The organism is Pseudonocardia phyllosphaerae (genome assembly GCF_046546475.1).
GTDB lineage: Bacteria > Actinomycetota > Actinomycetes > Mycobacteriales > Pseudonocardiaceae > Pseudonocardia > Pseudonocardia phyllosphaerae.
Genome location: NZ_JBKGXS010000001.1, coordinates 515,600 through 532,108, shown reverse-complemented (window position 1 = coordinate 532,108; position 16,509 = coordinate 515,600). Strand labels below are relative to the sequence as shown.

17 protein-coding genes are annotated in these 16,509 nt (G+C 73.7%); 10 read left to right on the top strand and 7 right to left on the bottom strand.

The genetic code is table 11. The features are described from left to right. Positions 1 to 20: 20 nt before the first annotated feature. From cutA to ACLE50_RS02470, 5 genes are all read left to right on the top strand, one after another. On the top strand, positions 21 to 338 hold the full coding sequence (gene cutA / locus ACLE50_RS02490; protein WP_410941688.1) for a divalent-cation tolerance protein CutA: 318 nt from the start codon (positions 21 to 23) through the stop codon (positions 336 to 338). 40 nt (positions 339 to 378) lie between these two features. Continuing rightward, positions 379 to 1,323 (top strand): metal ABC transporter substrate-binding protein, encoded by a 945-nt coding sequence (locus ACLE50_RS02485; protein WP_410941687.1) that lies wholly within the window; start codon positions 379 to 381, stop codon positions 1,321 to 1,323. After that, the gene (locus ACLE50_RS02480; protein ID WP_410941686.1) at positions 1,320 to 2,081 is read left to right on the top strand and encodes a metal ABC transporter ATP-binding protein; all 762 of its coding nucleotides are present in this window, start codon (positions 1,320 to 1,322) and stop codon (positions 2,079 to 2,081) included. Before ACLE50_RS02485 ends, ACLE50_RS02480 begins: the two co-directional genes overlap by 4 nt. Then, a complete protein-coding gene (locus tag ACLE50_RS02475) occupies positions 2,081 to 2,947 on the top strand; it encodes a metal ABC transporter permease (protein WP_410942248.1) in 867 nt (288 codons plus the stop codon). Before ACLE50_RS02480 ends, ACLE50_RS02475 begins: the two co-directional genes overlap by 1 nt. A gap of 320 nt (positions 2,948 to 3,267) precedes the next feature. Further along, on the top strand, positions 3,268 to 4,554 hold the full coding sequence (locus ACLE50_RS02470; protein ID WP_410941685.1) for an HNH endonuclease: 1,287 nt from the start codon (positions 3,268 to 3,270) through the stop codon (positions 4,552 to 4,554). A 68-nt stretch (positions 4,555 to 4,622) separates the two neighbouring features. On the opposite strand, the gene ACLE50_RS02465 is transcribed toward ACLE50_RS02470, so the two are convergent. Together ACLE50_RS02465 and ACLE50_RS02460 are read right to left on the bottom strand one after the other, a co-directional pair. Then, complete coding sequence (locus ACLE50_RS02465) at positions 4,623 to 5,012, bottom strand: VOC family protein (protein WP_410941684.1); 390 nt, start codon at positions 5,010 to 5,012, stop codon at positions 4,623 to 4,625. Continuing rightward, on the bottom strand, positions 5,012 to 5,290 hold the full coding sequence (locus ACLE50_RS02460; protein ID WP_410941683.1) for an ArsR/SmtB family transcription factor: 279 nt from the start codon (positions 5,288 to 5,290) through the stop codon (positions 5,012 to 5,014). Before ACLE50_RS02460 ends, ACLE50_RS02465 begins: the two co-directional genes overlap by 1 nt. 112 nt (positions 5,291 to 5,402) lie before the next feature. On the opposite strand from ACLE50_RS02460, the gene ACLE50_RS02455 reads away from it, so the two are divergent. Both ACLE50_RS02455 and ACLE50_RS02450 read left to right on the top strand, forming a co-directional pair. Beyond that, a complete protein-coding gene (locus ACLE50_RS02455; RefSeq protein ID WP_410941682.1) occupies positions 5,403 to 5,684 on the top strand; it encodes an alpha/beta fold hydrolase in 282 nt (93 codons plus the stop codon). Continuing rightward, positions 5,603 to 6,031, top strand: coding sequence for a hypothetical protein (locus tag ACLE50_RS02450; RefSeq protein WP_410941681.1), 429 nt, complete (start codon positions 5,603 to 5,605; stop codon positions 6,029 to 6,031). The genes ACLE50_RS02455 and ACLE50_RS02450 overlap by 82 nt, the downstream gene beginning before the upstream one ends. A 118-nt stretch (positions 6,032 to 6,149) precedes the next feature. Here the strand turns inward: ACLE50_RS02450 and ACLE50_RS02445 are convergent, their stop codons facing one another. After that, on the bottom strand, positions 6,150 to 7,733 hold the full coding sequence (locus ACLE50_RS02445) for an AMP-binding protein (protein WP_410942247.1): 1,584 nt from the start codon (positions 7,731 to 7,733) through the stop codon (positions 6,150 to 6,152). 195 nt (positions 7,734 to 7,928) lie between these two features. Between ACLE50_RS02445 and ACLE50_RS02440 the strand changes: the two genes are divergently transcribed. Together ACLE50_RS02440 and ACLE50_RS02435 are read left to right on the top strand one after the other, a co-directional pair. Next, a complete protein-coding gene (locus ACLE50_RS02440) occupies positions 7,929 to 9,380 on the top strand; it encodes an amino acid permease (protein ID WP_410941680.1) in 1,452 nt (483 codons plus the stop codon). Then, entirely contained in the window at positions 9,377 to 10,237 is an 861-nt protein-coding gene (locus tag ACLE50_RS02435) for a universal stress protein (RefSeq protein WP_410941679.1), read from the top strand. The genes ACLE50_RS02440 and ACLE50_RS02435 overlap by 4 nt, the downstream gene beginning before the upstream one ends. A 6-nt stretch (positions 10,238 to 10,243) precedes the next feature. On the opposite strand, the gene ACLE50_RS02430 is transcribed toward ACLE50_RS02435, so the two are convergent. From ACLE50_RS02430 to ACLE50_RS02415, 4 genes are all read right to left on the bottom strand, one after another. Further along, positions 10,244 to 10,726, bottom strand: a complete 483-nt coding sequence (locus tag ACLE50_RS02430; RefSeq protein WP_410941678.1) for a type III secretion system chaperone family protein — start codon at positions 10,724 to 10,726, stop codon at positions 10,244 to 10,246. Then, the gene (mshA, locus tag ACLE50_RS02425; protein WP_410941677.1) at positions 10,723 to 11,997 is read right to left on the bottom strand and encodes a D-inositol-3-phosphate glycosyltransferase; all 1,275 of its coding nucleotides are present in this window, start codon (positions 11,995 to 11,997) and stop codon (positions 10,723 to 10,725) included. Before mshA ends, ACLE50_RS02430 begins: the two co-directional genes overlap by 4 nt. Then, positions 11,994 to 14,597 carry a sacsin N-terminal ATP-binding-like domain-containing protein gene (locus tag ACLE50_RS02420; protein ID WP_410941676.1) on the bottom strand — a complete coding sequence of 868 codons (2,604 nt, stop codon included), beginning with the start codon at positions 14,595 to 14,597 and terminating at the stop codon, positions 11,994 to 11,996. Before ACLE50_RS02420 ends, mshA begins: the two co-directional genes overlap by 4 nt. Positions 14,598 to 14,782: 185 nt before the next feature. Next, a complete protein-coding gene (locus ACLE50_RS02415) occupies positions 14,783 to 15,625 on the bottom strand; it encodes a DUF3027 domain-containing protein (protein WP_410941675.1) in 843 nt (280 codons plus the stop codon). 38 nt (positions 15,626 to 15,663) lie between these two features. On the opposite strand from ACLE50_RS02415, the gene ACLE50_RS02410 reads away from it, so the two are divergent. After that, positions 15,664 to 16,494, top strand: coding sequence for a glutaminyl-peptide cyclotransferase (locus tag ACLE50_RS02410; protein WP_410941674.1), 831 nt, complete (start codon positions 15,664 to 15,666; stop codon positions 16,492 to 16,494). The last annotated feature ends 15 nt before the right edge of the window (positions 16,495 to 16,509 follow it).

Genomic DNA, 16,509 nt, shown 5'->3' with positions numbered 1-16,509 from the left:
GCCGGGTTAGCGTGCCGGGCATGAACGAGCACGTCGTCGTCACGACCACCACCGACAGCGCGGAGGCCGCGCGCGACCTCGCCGTCAGCGCCGTCGAGAACCGGCTCGGGGCCTGCGCCCAGATCGTCGGACCGGTCACGAGCGTCTTCCGTTGGGAGGGCGCGGTGCAGACCGAGCCCGAGTGGCGGGTCGAGATCAAGACGGCCGCGGACCGGGCCGACGCGCTGACCGCACACCTGACCGAACAGCACTCCTACGACGTCCCCGAGGTGATCGTGACGCCGATCGGCGGCGGGGGCACGGACTACCTGGAGTGGGTGGTCGGCGAGACACGGTGAGCCCTTGCCGTGGTCGGCACGGCGAAGCATAGTGTTCGCCATGCCTAACTCTCGTCTCCGCTGGCTCCGAACTCTGCTGGGGATCGCGCTGGCCGCAGCCGTGCTGGCCGGCTGCGGGGCGGCCCCGGACGGAGGCGCGGGCGGGGCGCAGGAGGGCGAGCGGCGGCCGAAGGTGCTCGCGACGTTCACCGTCATCGCCGACATGGCCCGCCAGGTCGGCGGCGACCGGGTGCAGGTCGACTCGATCACCCGCCCGGGCGCGGAGATCCACGACTACGAGCCGGTGCCCGACGACCTCGTCCGCGGCGAGGACGCGGACCTGGTGCTGGACAACGGACTCGGCCTGGAGCGTTGGTTCGAGCGGTTCGTCGACCGCACCGGCGCGCAGACCGCGACGCTCAGCGACGGCGTCGCCCCGATGCCGATCGCGACCGGCGAGTACCGCGACAAGCCGAACCCGCACGCCTGGATGTCGCCGGTGGCCGGGGTCCGCTACGTCGAGAACATCCGCGACGCGCTCACCCGGCTCGACCCGGCGGGCCGCGACGTCTACGCCGCCAACGCCGCGCGCTACTCCGGTGAGATCCGGCAGGTCGGCGACACCCTGCGCAAGGAGCTCGGCGCGCTGCCCCCGGCCCAGCGCACCCTGGTGAGCTGCGAGGGCGCCTTCTCCTACCTCGCCCGCGACACCGGCATGCGCGAGGCGTACCTGTGGCCGGTCAACAGCGAGGCCGAGGGCACCCCGCAGCAGATCGCGTCGGTGATCGGCACCGTCCGCAAGGACAAGGTGCCCGCGGTGTTCTGCGAGAGCACCGTCAACGACTCCGCGCAGCGCCAGGTCGCCAACGAGACCGGCGCCCGGTTCTCCGGGCCGCTCTACGTCGACTCGCTGTCCGCCGCCGACGGCCCGGTGCCCAGCTACCTGGAGCTGCTGCGCCACGACGCGAAGACGATCAGCGACGGGCTCACCGGGAAGCGCTCGTGACGCCCGATCCGGTACTCGACGACCCCGTGCTCGACATCGAGGACGTCTCGGTGCACTACGGCGAGGTCACCGCGCTGTCCGGGGTGAGCCTGCGGCTCGGCACCGGCACCGTCTGCGGGCTGCTCGGCACCAACGGCTCGGGCAAGTCCACCCTGTTCGGGACGACGATCGGGCTGGTCCGGCCGTCGTCGGGCACGGTCCGGCTGCTCGGCGGCGGTGTCGCCGAGGCCCGGCGCCGTGCGGCCGTGGCGTACATGCCGCAGACCGAGGCGATCGACCGCGACTTCCCGGTCGGCGCCCGCGACGTCGTCCTGACCGGCCGCTACGCGCACATGGGGATCACCCGGCGCCCGCGGCGCGCCGACCGCGACGCCGTCGACACCGCCCTGGAGCGCGTCGGGATGACCGGGCTCGCCGACCGGCAGATCGGGCGACTGTCCGGGGGCCAGCGCAAACGCGTGTTCCTGGCCCGGGCGATCGCGCAGGACGCGCCGCTGCTGCTGCTCGACGAGCCGTTCGCCGGGGTCGACCGCGGTACGCAGGAGGAGATGACCCGGGTGCTGCACGAACTGCGCGACGACGGCCGCACCGTGCTCGTCTCCACCCACGACATCACCGGTGTGGAGCGGCTCTGCGACCGGGCGGTGCTGCTCGCGACCCGGCTGCTCGCCGACGGGACGCCCGCGCAGGTGCTCACCCCGGACGTCCTGGGGCGGGTGTTCGGGTTCACCGACGCCGAGGAGGTGGCGGCGCCGTGATCGCCTGGCTGATCGAACCGCTGCAGCACGGCTTCATGCAGCGCGCGCTGATCGCCGCGATCGTCGCCGGCGCCACCGGCGGCCTGCTGTCCTGCTGGCTGACGCTGGTCGGCTGGTCGCTGATGGGCGACGCCGTGTCGCACGCCGTGCTGCCCGGGGTGGTGCTGTCCTACATCATCGGCATCCCGTTCGGGGTGGGCGCGTTCGTGTTCGGCGCCGGCGCCGTCGGGCTGATCGGGGTGGTCCGGCGGACGTCGCGGGTGAAGGAGGACGCCGCGATCGGCGTCGTGTTCACCGGACTGTTCGCGCTCGGGCTGGTGCTGATCTCGCGGACGCCGAGCAACACCGATCTCATGCACATCCTGTTCGGGAACCTGCTGGGCCTGTCCTTCTCCGACGTCGTCCAGGTCGTGGCCCTCGGGCTGTTCACCGCCGCGGTGGTCGCGGTGAAGCGGCGCGACTTCACCCTCGTCGCGTTCGACCGGACGCACGCGCACGCGATCGGGATCGATCCGCGTCGCGTCGAGGCGCTGCTGCTGGGGCTGCTCGCGCTGGCCGTCGTCGTCGCGTTGCAGGCGGTGGGGATCGTGCTGGTCGTCGCGGTGCTGATCGTGCCGGGGGCGACGGCGTACCTGCTGACCGACCGGATGGACCGGATGCTGCTCGCCGCGGTCGGTGTCGCGGTGCTCGCGGCCGTCGGCGGAACCTACGTCAGCTACCACGGCAACGTCTCGACCGGCGGTTCCGTCGTGCTCTGCCTGACCGCCCAGTTCCTCCTGGCGTACCTGTTCGGGCCGCGACACGGGCTGCTCGCCCGGCGCCGGGTCCGTCGCGCCGCCGCCGTCCGTGAACCCGAGCTCGTCTGACCCGCCCGCTCGTCCACTTGTCCGCTCGTCCGCTCGTCCGCTCGTCCGCTCGTCCGCTCGTCCGAGAGGAGTACGACCATGGCGCGGAACGCCCGTGCGCTGCAGAGGTTCGTGACCGCGATGCGCACGTCGGACCGTTCGGCGAGCCCGCCGCGGAACCCGCCGCGTCCGCGGGAGGGTGGCGCGCCGCCGCGGCGTACGCGGCGCTGATCCTGCGGCCGGGGTGCCCGGTCCGTGCGTCGAAGCATCATCGCCGGTCGCAGCGTTTGCGATTGCGAACGCAATTCGCACGCTCGTTCGATTTCTGGTACACTGGCAGCATGACCGCGGTCCAGGAACCACCCGTCACCGACACCGGTGACCATGGTTCCGCGCGGGTCGACTACGCCCTGATGCAGGTCGCCATCGAACAAGCGGCGCTCAGCGACTCCGATGTCTCCGAGGCCGAGCTGATCGACGAGCTCCAGCAGCTGGAGGCGTTGACCAACTCCCTCGCCGCCCTCCGCGCGACCCGGATGCGGCACTTCGCCCGCACCCACGTGGCGAACCAGATCGCGGCCGGCGCCGACGAGCCCGAGAAGCTCGAACGCTCCGTCGCCTCGCAGATCGGGATGGCCTGCAAGATCTCGCCGTTCACCGCACGGTCCCGGATGCGGATCGCCCGCGATCTCCACGACGGATTCACCCACCTACGGGCACTGTTCGTCGCCGGGGAGCTCTCCGAGGACACCGTCGCGGCGATCGTGACGGCGGCCGGTGATCTGTCGGCGCGGGACCGGGCCCTGCTCGATTCGCGTCTGGCCGAGCACGACCTCACCGGCCGTGGCATCGGGCGGCTGCGCGATCTCGTCCGGCGGCTGGTCGCCGAGATCGCGCCGGAGAAGTTCCGCGACCGCGCCGAACAGGCGAAAGCCGAGCGACGGGTGACGCTGCGGCCCGCGACCGACGGGATGGCATATCTGACCGCGTACCTTCCGGTCGCCCAAGGTGCGGCCTGCCTGGCCGCACTGCAGAAGGCGTTCACGAACCTCTCCTGCAACCCGGCACCGCTCACGCGTACCCGCGCTCAGGTCATGGCCGACACCCTCGTCGAACGACTCACCGGCAAGACGACAGCGACCGACGTCGACGTCGACGTCGACGTCATGGTCCCGCTCGCGGCGCTGCTCGACCAGGACAGCCCGCTACCGGCCGAGATCCCGGGCTACGGGCCGATCCCCGCGGACATTCTGGCGTCGACCACCGGACGGAAGACGTTGCGCCGCCTACTGACCCGCGACGGGACCGTGATCGGCGGCGACTCCCGCCGACGCACCTTCACCGGCCCGCTCGCCGAGTTCATCCGCGCCCGCAGCCGCAACCGCTGCACCGAGCCCTACTGCGACGCACCCGTCCGCCACATCGACCACGTACTACGGGCCGCCGACGACGGCCGCACCGAGTTCGACAACGGACGCGGGGTCTGCGAGTTCCACAACCACGTCCGCGAGCAACCCGGATGGACCGTGGAGCGGACACCGGACGGATTCCGCACCACCACACCCACGGGTCACCAGTACCTCGGGCCCGATCCACCCGCTTCCGAACCGGAACGAGAACCGGACTGAGCCGGGCGGCGCCTCAGCGCGTCGTCCGACGAGTTCCACGGCCCGCGCCTTCTTGTCGGGACCTGCTTTCAGCTGGAGAACAGCTGGATCAGGTTCCCGCAGGTGTCGTCGACAACCGCGATCGTCACCTCGCCGGCAGGAGTGGGGCGCTGGACGACGGTGGTCGCCTGATCCGTATCGAGCCGTTCCACCTCTGCCCACACATCGTCGACCTCGAAGGCGGCCAGCGGGATGCCGTCCTCGACCAGCGCCGACTTGAAAGCCTTCACGGCCGGGTGGACATCGGGCTCGAGAAGCAGTTCCGGGCCGTCCGTATCACCGGGGGCCGTGACCGTGAGCCAGCGATACTCACCGAGCGGGATGTCGTGTTTGATCTCGAAACCCAGTACACCGCAATAGAACCGCATCGCCTGGTCTTGATCGTCGACGTAGACATTGCAGTAGGACACCTTCACCATCACGTTGCTCCCGGAGTATCCGGCCAACGCTGCGCTATCTCGCGCAGCGGGCGAGTGTCGAGGTCGTGGAACTTGTAACGCCCTTGCCGCCTGACGATGACCAGTCCGGCGTCTTCCAGAACCGCGAGATGCTGAGAGACGGCCTGCCGGGTCGGAGAGATTCCCCGTTCGAGTAACGCGCCACAGAGTGCGTACAACGTCTGACCGTTGACTGCTGCGAGTGCATCGAGGAGCGCGCGCCGAGTCGGATCGGCGAGGGCCCGGTAGATGTCACCCACGTCCGGAACGATAGGCAAGTCACTGCTTGCCTGTCTACTCCAGTCGTGACCCCACACGACGTTTCCCGGTCGGGAAGCTGGCATCCGTGCCCCACGGTCGTACGGTGAGGTCGTGGCCGACGTTTCCGCGGACGGCGAGATGGTCCGCCTGAGCGACGGCGCAGCCTTGTGGGTGGTCACCGACAACGAGCACCGGCACGATCTGTCCGGGTTGGTGTTCCTGCACGGCGGGGCCGGGATGTGGGACTACCTCGAACCCGTGGCCGGGCTCGCCCGCGACTCGTACCGGACGCACCGCTACGACCAGCGGGGATGCGGACGCTCCTCGACGCCTACAAGGCCCGGCAGCGCCTGCGCCTCACCGATGCCGAGAGCGAACGGCTGGAGCACCTGAGCCGGCGGGACCGGACGTGGGCGGAAGAGATCGAATGGCGCACGCTGTCGTGGCTCCCCGACTTCGTGGGGCAGGACGCCCGCGACCGCGCTGCGGCTGACGCCCGGACGCCACTCGCGCTCAACATGGAGTGCAATCGCGCCTTCAGCCGCGAGGCCGCCGCCTGGTCCGAGGATGACGAGCGTCGCCGCTGGAGCGACGTGACCTGCCCGGTGTGGATCATCCACGGGCGGAGGATCCCCGACCTGCCGACGGTCCGGAGCTGCTCGCCTCGATCCTGCCGGACGGAAGGTTCTACGAGGTGCCCGGCGCGGGCCATCAGCCGTGGCACGAGCGCCCGGACGTGATCGCTCGGATTCTCACCGGCACGCCCGAGCGTCGCTGAGGCTCACGGACGACCGGACAGCACCCCTACCGCTTCACCGCTGGTCAGAGCGCTGTTCCGGCCGGTCCGCGAACGACAGGTCAGGCGTTCTCGGTCTCCCGCGCCCGCAGGTCCTTGCGCAGAATCTTCCCCGCGGCCGACTTCGGGATCTGCTCGATGAACTCCACGGCCCGCACCTTCTTGTGCGGCGCCACGCGCTCGGCGACGAAGGCCGTGACGTCGTCCTCGGAGAGCTCGGTGCCCCCCTGCTTGACCACGAACGCCTTCGGGATCTCCTCGCCGTCGGCGTCCTTGATGCCGATCACGGCGGCGTCGGCGATGGCCTCGTGAGTCAGCAGCAGGGCCTCCAGCTCGGCAGGCGGGACCTGGTAGCCCTTGTACTTGATCAGCTCCTTGACCCGGTCGACGATCGAGAAGACACCCTCGTCGTCGACCACGGCGATGTCGCCGGTGTGCAGGAAGCCGTCCTCGTCCTTGGTCGCGGCGGTGGCGTCGGGGTTGTTCAGGTACCCCACCATCACGTTCGGGCCCTTGATCCACAGCTCGCCGCGCTCGCCGACGCCGACCTCCTCGCCGGTGCCCGGGTCGACCAGCTTGCACTCGATGTTGGGCAGCGCGAAGCCGGACGAGTCGAGGCTGAGGTCCCCGCGGTCGTCGGGCATGCAGTGGCTGACCGGGGACGTCTCGGTCATGCCGTATCCCTGCAGCACGGTGCAGTTCAGCTTGTTCGCCACGGTGCGGCCGAGCTCGCCGTCGAGCGGCGCCGCGCCGGAGAAGATGACGTCGACGCTGGACAGGTCGTAGGTGTCGACGACCGGGTGCTTGGCCAGCGCGACCGCCACCGGCGGGGCGATGTAGAGCCGGTCGACCTCGTAGTCCTGCACGATCCGGAGGAACTGCTCGAGGTCGAACTTCGGCATCGTGACGACCGTGGCCCGGGCCTTGAGGCCCTGGTTCATCATCACCGTCATGCCGTAGATGTGGAAGAACGGCAGGAACGCCATGATCTTGGTCTGGTCGGTGACGTCGCCCATCACCTCGATCTGCGCGAGGTTCGCGATCAGGTTGCGGTGCGAGAGCACGACGCCCTTGGCGAGCCCGGTGGTCCCCGACGAGTAGGGCAGCACCGCGGTGTCGTCGGCGGTCGTCGCGAGCTCGGGCACCGGCCCGCCCGACGACGCCAGGTCGGCCAGCGAGTCGTGGCCATCGACCGGGTCGATGGTGAGGACCGCGTCGGCGGACAGACCCACCTCCTTGGCCGCGGCCACCGCGGTCTCCAGGAACGGCGACACGGTGATCACCAGCTTCGCCCCGGAGTCGCGCAGCTGGTGCGCGAGCTCACCGGACGTGTACATCGAGTTCGCACTGGTCACGATGCCGTTGGCGCGCAGGATGCCGTGGAACAGCGCCGCCCACTGCGGCAGGTTCGGCGCGAACAGCGCGACGACGTCGCCCTTGCCGATGCCGCGGGCGGCCAGCCCGGCCGCGATCTTCTCGACCAGGTCCCAGAGCTGGGTGTAGGTCAGCTGGTCACCGGTGGTGCCGTCGAGCAGCGCCACCGAGTCGGCCTGCTCCCCGAACCCCTCACCGCGGAGCCCGTCGGCGAACAGGTACTCGGTCAGCGAGACGTCCGGGATCTCGACGTCGGGGTACGGGCTACGCATCGACAAGGGTTCGCTCCTTCGCGAGTCCAGCGGGCCGGGCAGGGCCCGCGGGCCCGCCCGGTGTGTCCGGTCTCATGCTAGGCCGAACGGGCGGCCCGGTGGGGCGCCGGCCGCGTCCCGTCACGTGGGATCGTTGTCGGCCGTCGAGAGCCACGGTGGCGCGAGCCCGCCACGGGCGCGACGGGACGGAGGATGATGACGACCTCGCACGGGCGATCCCCGCTGCGCACGGAGCTGTTCCGGCGCAAGCCCATCCGGCCGCCGTCGGAGACGAGCACGACCGGCAGCGGCGGGCTGGCCCGCACGATCGGCACCTGGCAGCTGGCCGCGTTCGGAATCGGCGCGACGATCGGCACCGGCATCTTCTTCGTGCTGTCCTCCGCCGTCCCCGACGCCGGGCCCGCCGTCGTGCTGTCGTTCGTGCTCGCCGGCGTCGCGGCCGGGCTGTCGGCGCTCTGCTACGCGGAGATGGCGTCGGCGGTCCCGCTGTCGGGCAGCACCTACTCCTATGCCTACGCCACGCTCGGCGAGGTCGTCGCGATGGGCGTCGCCGCCTGCCTACTGCTGGAGTACGCGGTCTCCGCGGCCGCCGTCGCCGTCGGGTGGAGCGGGTACCTGGCCGCGGCGATCCGGGCGCTGACCGGCGTCGAGCTGCCGCACGCGATCCTCGCCGCCCCGTGGGACGCCGACCCCGGGGTGATCAACCTGCCCGCGGTCGTCCTGGTGCTGCTGTGCATGACGCTGCTGATCCGCGGAGCCAGCGAGTCCGCCCGGCTCAACATGATCATGGTCGTGATCAAGCTGGTCGTGCTGGCGATGTTCGCGGTCGTCTGCTTCACCGCGTTCGACATCGACCGCTTCGCCGACTTCGCCCCGTTCGGCGCCACCGGCGTCACCTCGGCGGCCGGGGTCATCTTCTTCTCCTTCATCGGCCTCGACGCCGTCTCCACCGCCGGTGACGAGGTCCGCGACCCGCAGCGCACGATGCCGCGCGCCCTGCTGCTGGCGCTGGTCGTGGTGATCGTGTTCTACGTGCTGGTGACGGTCGCGGCGCTGGGCACCCAGCCCTGGCAGGACTTCGAGGGCCAGTCCGAGGCGGGTCTGTCGACGATCCTCGACCACGTCACCGGCGCCCCGGTGTGGGGAACGGTGCTGGCGCTCGGCGCCGTCGTGTCGATCTTCTCGGTGACCCTGGTCGTGCTCTACGGCCAGACCCGCGTGCTGTTCGCGATGGGCCGCGACGGCATGATCCCGCCGCTGTTCGCGCGGGTCAGCGACCGGACCCGGACGCCGGTGCAGAACACCGTGCTCGTCTGCCTGTTCGTCGCGGTGCTGGCCGCGCTGGTCCCGCTCGACGACCTCGTCGACGTCGTCTCGATCGGCACGCTCACCGCCTTCGTCGTCGTGTCGCTGGGGGTGCTGGTGCTGCGGCACCGCGAGCCGGATCTGCCGCGCGGGTTCGTCGTCCCCGGCCATCCGGTGATCCCGATCCTGTCGATCCTGGTGTGCGGCTACATCCTGATCGGGCTCAGCGCGACGACGTGGCTGGTCTTCGCCGCCTGGGTGGCGGTGTTCCTGCTGGTCTACGTGTTCTACGGCCGGAAGCACTCGGTGCTCGCCCGCACCCGCAACGAGGAGGCGTCGTGACCGTCGTCGTCGGATACCTGCCGCACGACGGCGGGCGGGAGGCCCTCGGGCTCGGCGCGGCGCTCGCCCGGACCCGCGACGAGCCCCTGGAGCTGGTGACGGTGGTGCCGCGGCAGTGGTCGTCGCGGCTCGCCGACGCCGAGGACGGGACACCCGCCGGCCGGATCCGCGCGCAGGCGCTCGCCCTGGCCCGCGATGCCCTGGCCGGGGCCACCGTGCCCGTCGAGCACCGGATCGTGCAGCGCCGCTCGGTGACCTCGGCGCTCGCCGACGCCGTCACCGAGCTGGGCGCGAGCACGCTGGTCCTCGGCTCGGCCGACGACGCCCCGGACGGCCGGATCCGGGCCGGGTCGACGGCGGAGAAGCTGCTGCACGCCTCGCCGGTGCCGGTCGCGCTGGCCCCGCGCGGACGGCAGGCGCCCGCCGGGTTCGACCGGCTGACCGTGGCGTTCTCCGACAGCAGCTCCTCGGTGCGCACCGTCGCCGCCGCGGTCCCGCTGGCCGCCGGGCTCGGGCTGACGCTGCGGGTGGCGAGCTTCGGCGTGCGCAACGCGACGATGTACCCGCCCGAGGTGGGCCTCGACGTCGAGGACTCGGTGCTGGACTCGTGGGCCGACCAGGCCGACGCCGCGCAGCGCCGGCTCGTCGACGACGGCGTCATCGGCCCGGACGTGCCGTGCGTGACCGGCACCGGCACCGGCTGGGACGCCGCGGTGGCCGCCGTCGGCTGGGAGCCCGGGGACCTGCTCGCCGTCGGGTCGTCCGGGTCGGGGCCGCTGGCCCGGGTGTTCCTCGGTTCGCGCGCGGCGAAGCTGCTGCGGAGTTCGCCGGTGCCCGCACTGGTGCTGCCCGGCTGACGCCGGTCAGTCGAGCAGGTGCTCGAAGGCCTTCAGGTTGGCCGTCGACTCGCCGTTGTCGGTGCGCCACGCGTACTCGCGGCGGATCGAGGAGGCGAAGCCGAGCTCGAGGAAGGTGTTGAAGTCGCCGTCGGCGGCGGCCAGCACGGAGCCGAGGACCCGGTCGATCTCCGCGGCGGTGACGGCGTGCCGCGGGATCCGGCCGACCAGGTGGATGTCGCCGACCCGGTCCAGGCAGTAGTGCACGCCGTAGAGCTTGGCGTTGCGCAGCAGCATGAACCGGTAGACGCCCTCGAAGTTCTCGTCGGGACGCCTGCACACGAACGCCTGCACGGCGAGGGTCTGCTCGCGCACGATCAGCCAGGTCTGGGTCTGCAGCCGGGCCTCGCCGGGCAGCGTGACCAGCCACTGGCCATCGCCGCGGTGGACGTGCTCGACCTCGGCCTCGGCCAGCGCGTCGCCGACCACGGTGTCCAGCGGCTCGCTCATGCGTCCCCCCGGGCCCGGGCGCGGAACTCCGCGCGGGCCTCGTCGTAGGCGCCCAGCAGGGCGTCGGTGGTGCGGTCCCAGGAGAACCGCCGGGCGTGCTCGGCCGCGACCCCGGACATCCGCGCGCGGCGCGCCGGGTCCAGCGCCAGCTCACCGAGTGCGTCGGCCCAGTCGGAGATGTCGTGCCCGGTCACCAGCAGCCCGGAGCGGCCCTCGGCGACGGCGACCGGCAGCCCGCCCACCCGGGCGGCGACGACCGGCGTGCCGCAGGCCTGCGCCTCCAGCGCGACCAGGCCGAACGACTCGTTGTAGCTCGGGACTGCGACGACGTCGGCGGCCCGGTAGACGTGCACCAGCTCGTCGCCGCCGCGCGGCGGGAGGAACCGGACGACGTCGGTGATCCCCAGCTCGGCGGCCAGCTCGTGCAGCGACGTCGGCTCGGCCAGCCCGGACCCGGACGGCCCGCCGGCGATCAGGACGACGAGCCGCTCGCGCAGCGACGGGGTGCGCGCCAGCAGCTCCGCGGCCGCGCGCAGCAGCACGTCGGGGGCCTTGAGCGGCTGGATCCGGCCGACGAAGGCGAGCACGACGGCGTCGCCCGGCAGGTCCAGGGCGGCACGGGCCGCGGCGGTGTCCCCCGGCCGGAACCGGTCGGTGTCCACCCCCGGCGGGATCGTGACGGTGCGGCGCGGGTCGGCGTCGTAGAGGTCGATGAGCTGCTTGGACTCGATCTCGGTGTTCGCGACGAGCCGGTCGGCCTCGGCGACGACCTGGTCCTCGCCGATCACCCGCACCCGCGGCTCCGGGGTGTCCCCGGCGGCCAGCGCGGCGTTCTTGACCTTGGCCAGGGTGTGCGCGGAGTGCACCAGCGGCACGCCCCAGCGGTCCCGGGCCAGCCAGCCGACCTGCCCGGACAGCCAGTAGTGCGAGTGCACGACGTCGTACCAGCCGGGGTCGTGGCGGGCCTCGGCCCGCAGCACACCCGCGGTGAACGCGCACAGCTGGCTGGGCAGGTCGTCCTTGCCGAGGCCCTCGAACGGGCCTGCGGCGACGAAGCGGACGGTCGCGCCCGGCGCCAGCTCCACCGCCGGCGGCTGCTCCGACGACGTGGCCCGGGTGAAGATCTCCACCTCGACGCCGCGGCGGGCCATCCGGATCGCGGTCTGGGCGACGTAGACGTTCATCCCACCGGCGTCACCGGTGCCCGGCTGCTCGGTCGGGGAGGTGTGGACCGAGACCACGGCGACCCGTCTCGGCAGTCCTTCAGTCACGCTTGCATCCTGACACGGCGCCCGCCGGCGAGCGCGGCCACCAGCGCCCGGACCGGGTCGGACGCGTGCCAGTCACCGCCGGTGCCCGGCCAGGCCGGGACGGTCACCGATCCGCCGCCGTCGAGGTCCACGACCAGCTCGTCGTGCCGCCGCAGCACCCCGTCCGGCGGGGTGGCGCCGAGCGCGGCACAGGCCAGGACGACCTCCGCGTCGGCGGTCCACGCCACGGCCTCCCCGGTGCCGCGGACGGTGCCGGTGACCTGCTCGGACGCGAGCGGCAGGTCGAGCAGGTCGGCGAGCGCCGCCGGGTCGTCGCCGCCGGGGACGGCCGCGGTGCCGCCGAGCGCCGGCAGCACCCACGGCGCGTCGAGGACGACGGCGTCCCCGGCCCGCGCGACCGCCCCGGTGACGGTGCGGACGTGCCCGGGCGGGTCGAGGTCGTCGAGATCCACGACGCCGTCGGCGAGGGCCGTGGCGAGCGCGCCGTACGCGGCGGCGGCGACCTCGCCGGTCACCGTGCGGTCCTGGTCGCCGAGCCGGTCCAGCAGCGCGGCCGCCTCACCGGTGCTCGCGGCACCGGCGCGGGTGCGGACGCCGATCGCCGCCAGCACCGTGTCGTCGAGGTCCGGGGCGGGCACCGGGTCGTACAGCCCGGCCAGCGACGACGCCGACGCCAGCCGCCACGCGTCCGGCCTGCGGCCGCCGAGCAGCGCGTTGCGGGCCAGCCACCAGGCGGTGTAGCCGGTGAGCAGCGCGGCGCGGGTGTCCCGCTCGGCGGCGAGCAGCGCCAGCGCGGCGGGCCAGCGGTCGTCGGCGACGAGGTCGAGGTCGCGCACGGCCCGTTCCTCGCCTGCGTCCGGGTGTTCGTCGAGGTAGGTGTCGCCGTCGTGCAGGACGTCCGGGTCGAACGCGACGACCGCGAAGCCGTCCAGTACCCCGGCGGCGCCCAGGGCGTCGCGGCCCGCGTCCAGCCAGGCGTCGTCGAGGACGCCGACCGGGGCGTCCGGGTCGAGCAGGTCACGGACCCGCGCGGCCGGGAGGACGAGCTCGTCGGCGCGGGCGGGGCGGCCGTCGTCGTCGGTCAGCGCGAGGGCGCCGAAGCGGTCGTCGCGCTCGGCGGACGGGGTGTCGAGCAGGGTGAGCACGGCGCGGGCCAGCGGTTCGGTATCCAGGCCGGCCTCGGCGTCGTCGACGGAGCGGGTGACGAGCTCGTGCAGCGCGGGCGCGTCGAGCAGGGCGTCCCGGTCGGCGTCGGTGGCGCCGAGGCGGCGCAGCAGCGGGTGCACCGCGTCCGGGTCGGCGATGCGCAGGCCGGGGATCTCCGGGGTGCCCGGCTCCGGCAGCAGGACGCCGGCCGGTCCGGCGGCGAGGCGGCCGTCGGCGAGCGGGACGGGCAGGGTCCCGAGCTCGGACGCGAGCCCGGGGACGGCGTCGACGGCCGGGGCGAGCAGCGCGTACAGCTCCCGCCACCACGACGGGGTCGCCTCGGCCCCGGTCAGCCGCCGCGCCAGCTCCGCCGCCCCGACCCGGTCGACGTCGAGTGCCGCCGGTGCGACGACCCCGGAGGCGACCAGCCGGGCGAACGCCGGGTCGGCCGCGGCGAGGAGCTCGGCGACACCGGGGGCCGCATCGGGGGCGCCGAGGTCGAGCACCTCGGCGCGGTCGGGGGTGAGGTCGGTGCCCCCGGCGCCCGGCAGCCACGGGGTGCGGGCCAGTTCGGCGGCGACCGCGTCGCGCAGCCGCCCGTCCAGCGGGGAGCGCGGGAACCCCGGGACCGGCACGAGCGCGGTCCGGTGTGCCGGGGCGACCGCCCGCACCAGGTCGGCGTAGGCCGCCGCAGCCGCGGTGACCAGCGCGGACGTCGCCGGGTCGTCGGTGCGGACGCGGCGCCGGTCGGGCTCCATCGGGAACGGCGCGAGCAGCCGGGCGGGCAGCGACAGCTGCTCGGCGGACGCGGTCGGGGCGTGCAGGACCTCGCCGGCGTCGGCGTCGTAGGGGGCCGGGGTGCCGTCCGGGTGCAGCGGCAGGGCCCAGCGGATCCCGCCGGTCCCGGCGACCCGGAACTCCCGTACCCCGGCCGGGCCGTCGATGCGGACGTGGTCGCCGTCGCCGGTACGGGTGAGCACCGCGTCGCCGGCCTCGATGCGGTGCAGCGCGGGCAGGGCGAGCAGCAGGTCCCCTGCGGTGGCGACGAGCTCGTCGAGCAGCGCGGCGGGCTCGGCGGCGGGCAGCCGGACGTCGGTGGCGCAGTCCTCCGGTGGCGGCTCCTCGTCGCTGGGCCAGGGCAGCCGCAGCGCGGGGACGCGGCCGTCGCGGGCCAGCTCCCCGGCCGCGGCGCCCCCGAGACCGGTGACGGTGGTGGCGGTGCGGGCAGCGGAGAACGCGACGCCGCCGGCCGCGGTGACCAGGCGGGGCGCGGTGCAGACGGCGAGCACCGCGGAGAACCCGACGCCGAACCGGCCGGTCAGGCCGTCGGCGTCCCGCTTGGCCGAGGCCCGCAGCGCGGCGAGCGCGGCGACGCCGTCGGCGGTCAGCGGCGTGCCGGTGTTGGCGACCCGCAGCTCGCCGTCGACGACGCGGGCGACGATCCGGCCGGGCACTCCGGCGGCCGTGGCGGCGTCGGCGGCGTTCTGCAGCAGCTCGGCGACCCAGGTGTCGGCGTAACCGCCGTGACGCAGGTCGTCCTCGGCGTTGACGTCCTCACGGAACCGGGTCGGCGACGACGACCACGCGGCCAGGACCCCGTCCCGCAGCGCCGCCGTGCCGAACGGGTCGGCGACACCGCTCAGCGCGAACCGGCCGGCTCGAGGTCCACCCCGTCGTCGTAGACCAGGGCGGAGACGTGGACCGGCGACCCGCCGACCCCAGTGACCGAGGAGTGCGCGCCGCAGCCGAAGCCGAACGCGACGACCTCGCCGTCGGCCGGGGCGGACCCGTTGGCGCACACGCCGAACGCGCCGCTCAGCGCACCGGCCAGTGGCACCAGGAAGCCGCAGGTCCCGCACTGCGCGGGGGCCGAGCGGGCCAGGTCCGCGGACGGGCCGCGCTCGCCGGACTCCCAGCGGTCGGCGGCGGCGTCGCGGCCCTCCGGGGAGAGCACGCGCTCGCGGCCGAGGCCGACCTCCCGGGCCACGTCGTCGACGGCCGGGTCGCCGGTGTCGACGTAGCCGGGCACCAGCCGCGGGTCGTCGGCCTCGACGGGCAGCAGGTCACCGGGCTTGAGGTCGTCCGGGCGGACGCGCTGGTCCCACGGCACCCAGGCCGGGGCGACGAGCGCGGTCGCGCCGGGCAGCAGCACGGTCTCGGAGACGGTGACCGGCTCGCCCTCGCCGGCGCTGGCCAGCGTCACGGCCCAGCGCCAGCCGCGGTAGCCGGGCAGCTCGGCGGCGAAGGAGTGGGTCAGCGCGCCGTCGTCCTCGTCGTGCGTGCCGAGGTGCATGCCGACGGCGGTGGCCGCGGCGGCCTCGCCCAGCTCGTCGGCGGCCTCGTCGATCGCGGCGGCCCGGGCGACGTCGACGGCGTCGCGCAGCTGCGACGGGACAGGCGCGGGCTCCGCGACGACGAACTCGATCTCCGCAGCGGGGTCGGCGCCGTGCTCCGGGTCGCGGGTGGTCGTCTCGCCAGTCACCTCCCCAGTGTGCCACCGGGCCCGGGCATGCTGGCCCGGTGCCCGCCCCCGAACGCCCGCGGCTCCCCCGCCGTACCGCACTGCTGCTCCCGGTCGCCCTCGCCGCGGCGGCCTGCACCACCGGCTCCGGCCCCGGCCTGCCCGACCCCGGCCGCGTCCCGGTGATCCGCCCGCAGGTCCTCGCCGAGCTCCCGCACGACACCACGGCGTTCACCCAGGGGCTCGAGCTGCGCGGCGGCACCCTCTACGAGGGCACCGGCCGCGAGGGCCTGTCCCAGCTGCGCACGCTGGACCCGGCGACCGGTGCGCTGCGGGACGCACGGCCGCTGCCGGGCGAGCTGTTCGGCGAGGGGCTCACCGTCTCCGGCGGCTCGATCTGGCAGCTGACCTGGAAGGACGGCGTCGCGCTGGAGTGGGATCGGGCGTCGCTGACCCTGCGCCGCACCGTGCCGCTCGACGGCCAGGGCTGGGGCCTGTGCCGCCAGGAGCTGCCCGGTGGCGCGGTCCGCATGATCCGCTCGGACGGCTCGGACCGGCTGCGGTTCCACGACGCGACAGACCTCGCCGAGACCGCCCCGCCGGTACCGGTGACGCTGAACGGCGCCCCGGTCCCGGAGCTGAACGAGCTGGAGTGCGTCGGCGACCGGGTGTGGGCGAACGTGTGGCAGACCGACCGGATCGTCCGGATCGACCCGGCCACGGGGGTGGTGGACCTCGTCGTCGACGCCGCCGGGCTGCTCGACGACGACCGCGCCGCCGGCGCCGACGTGCTCAACGGCATCGCACACGTCGCCGGGGACGAGTACCTGCTCACCGGCAAGCTGTGGCCGTCGCTGTTCCGGGTGCGCCTGGTTGCGCCGCCCGGGTGACGCTCGGGGTACGTA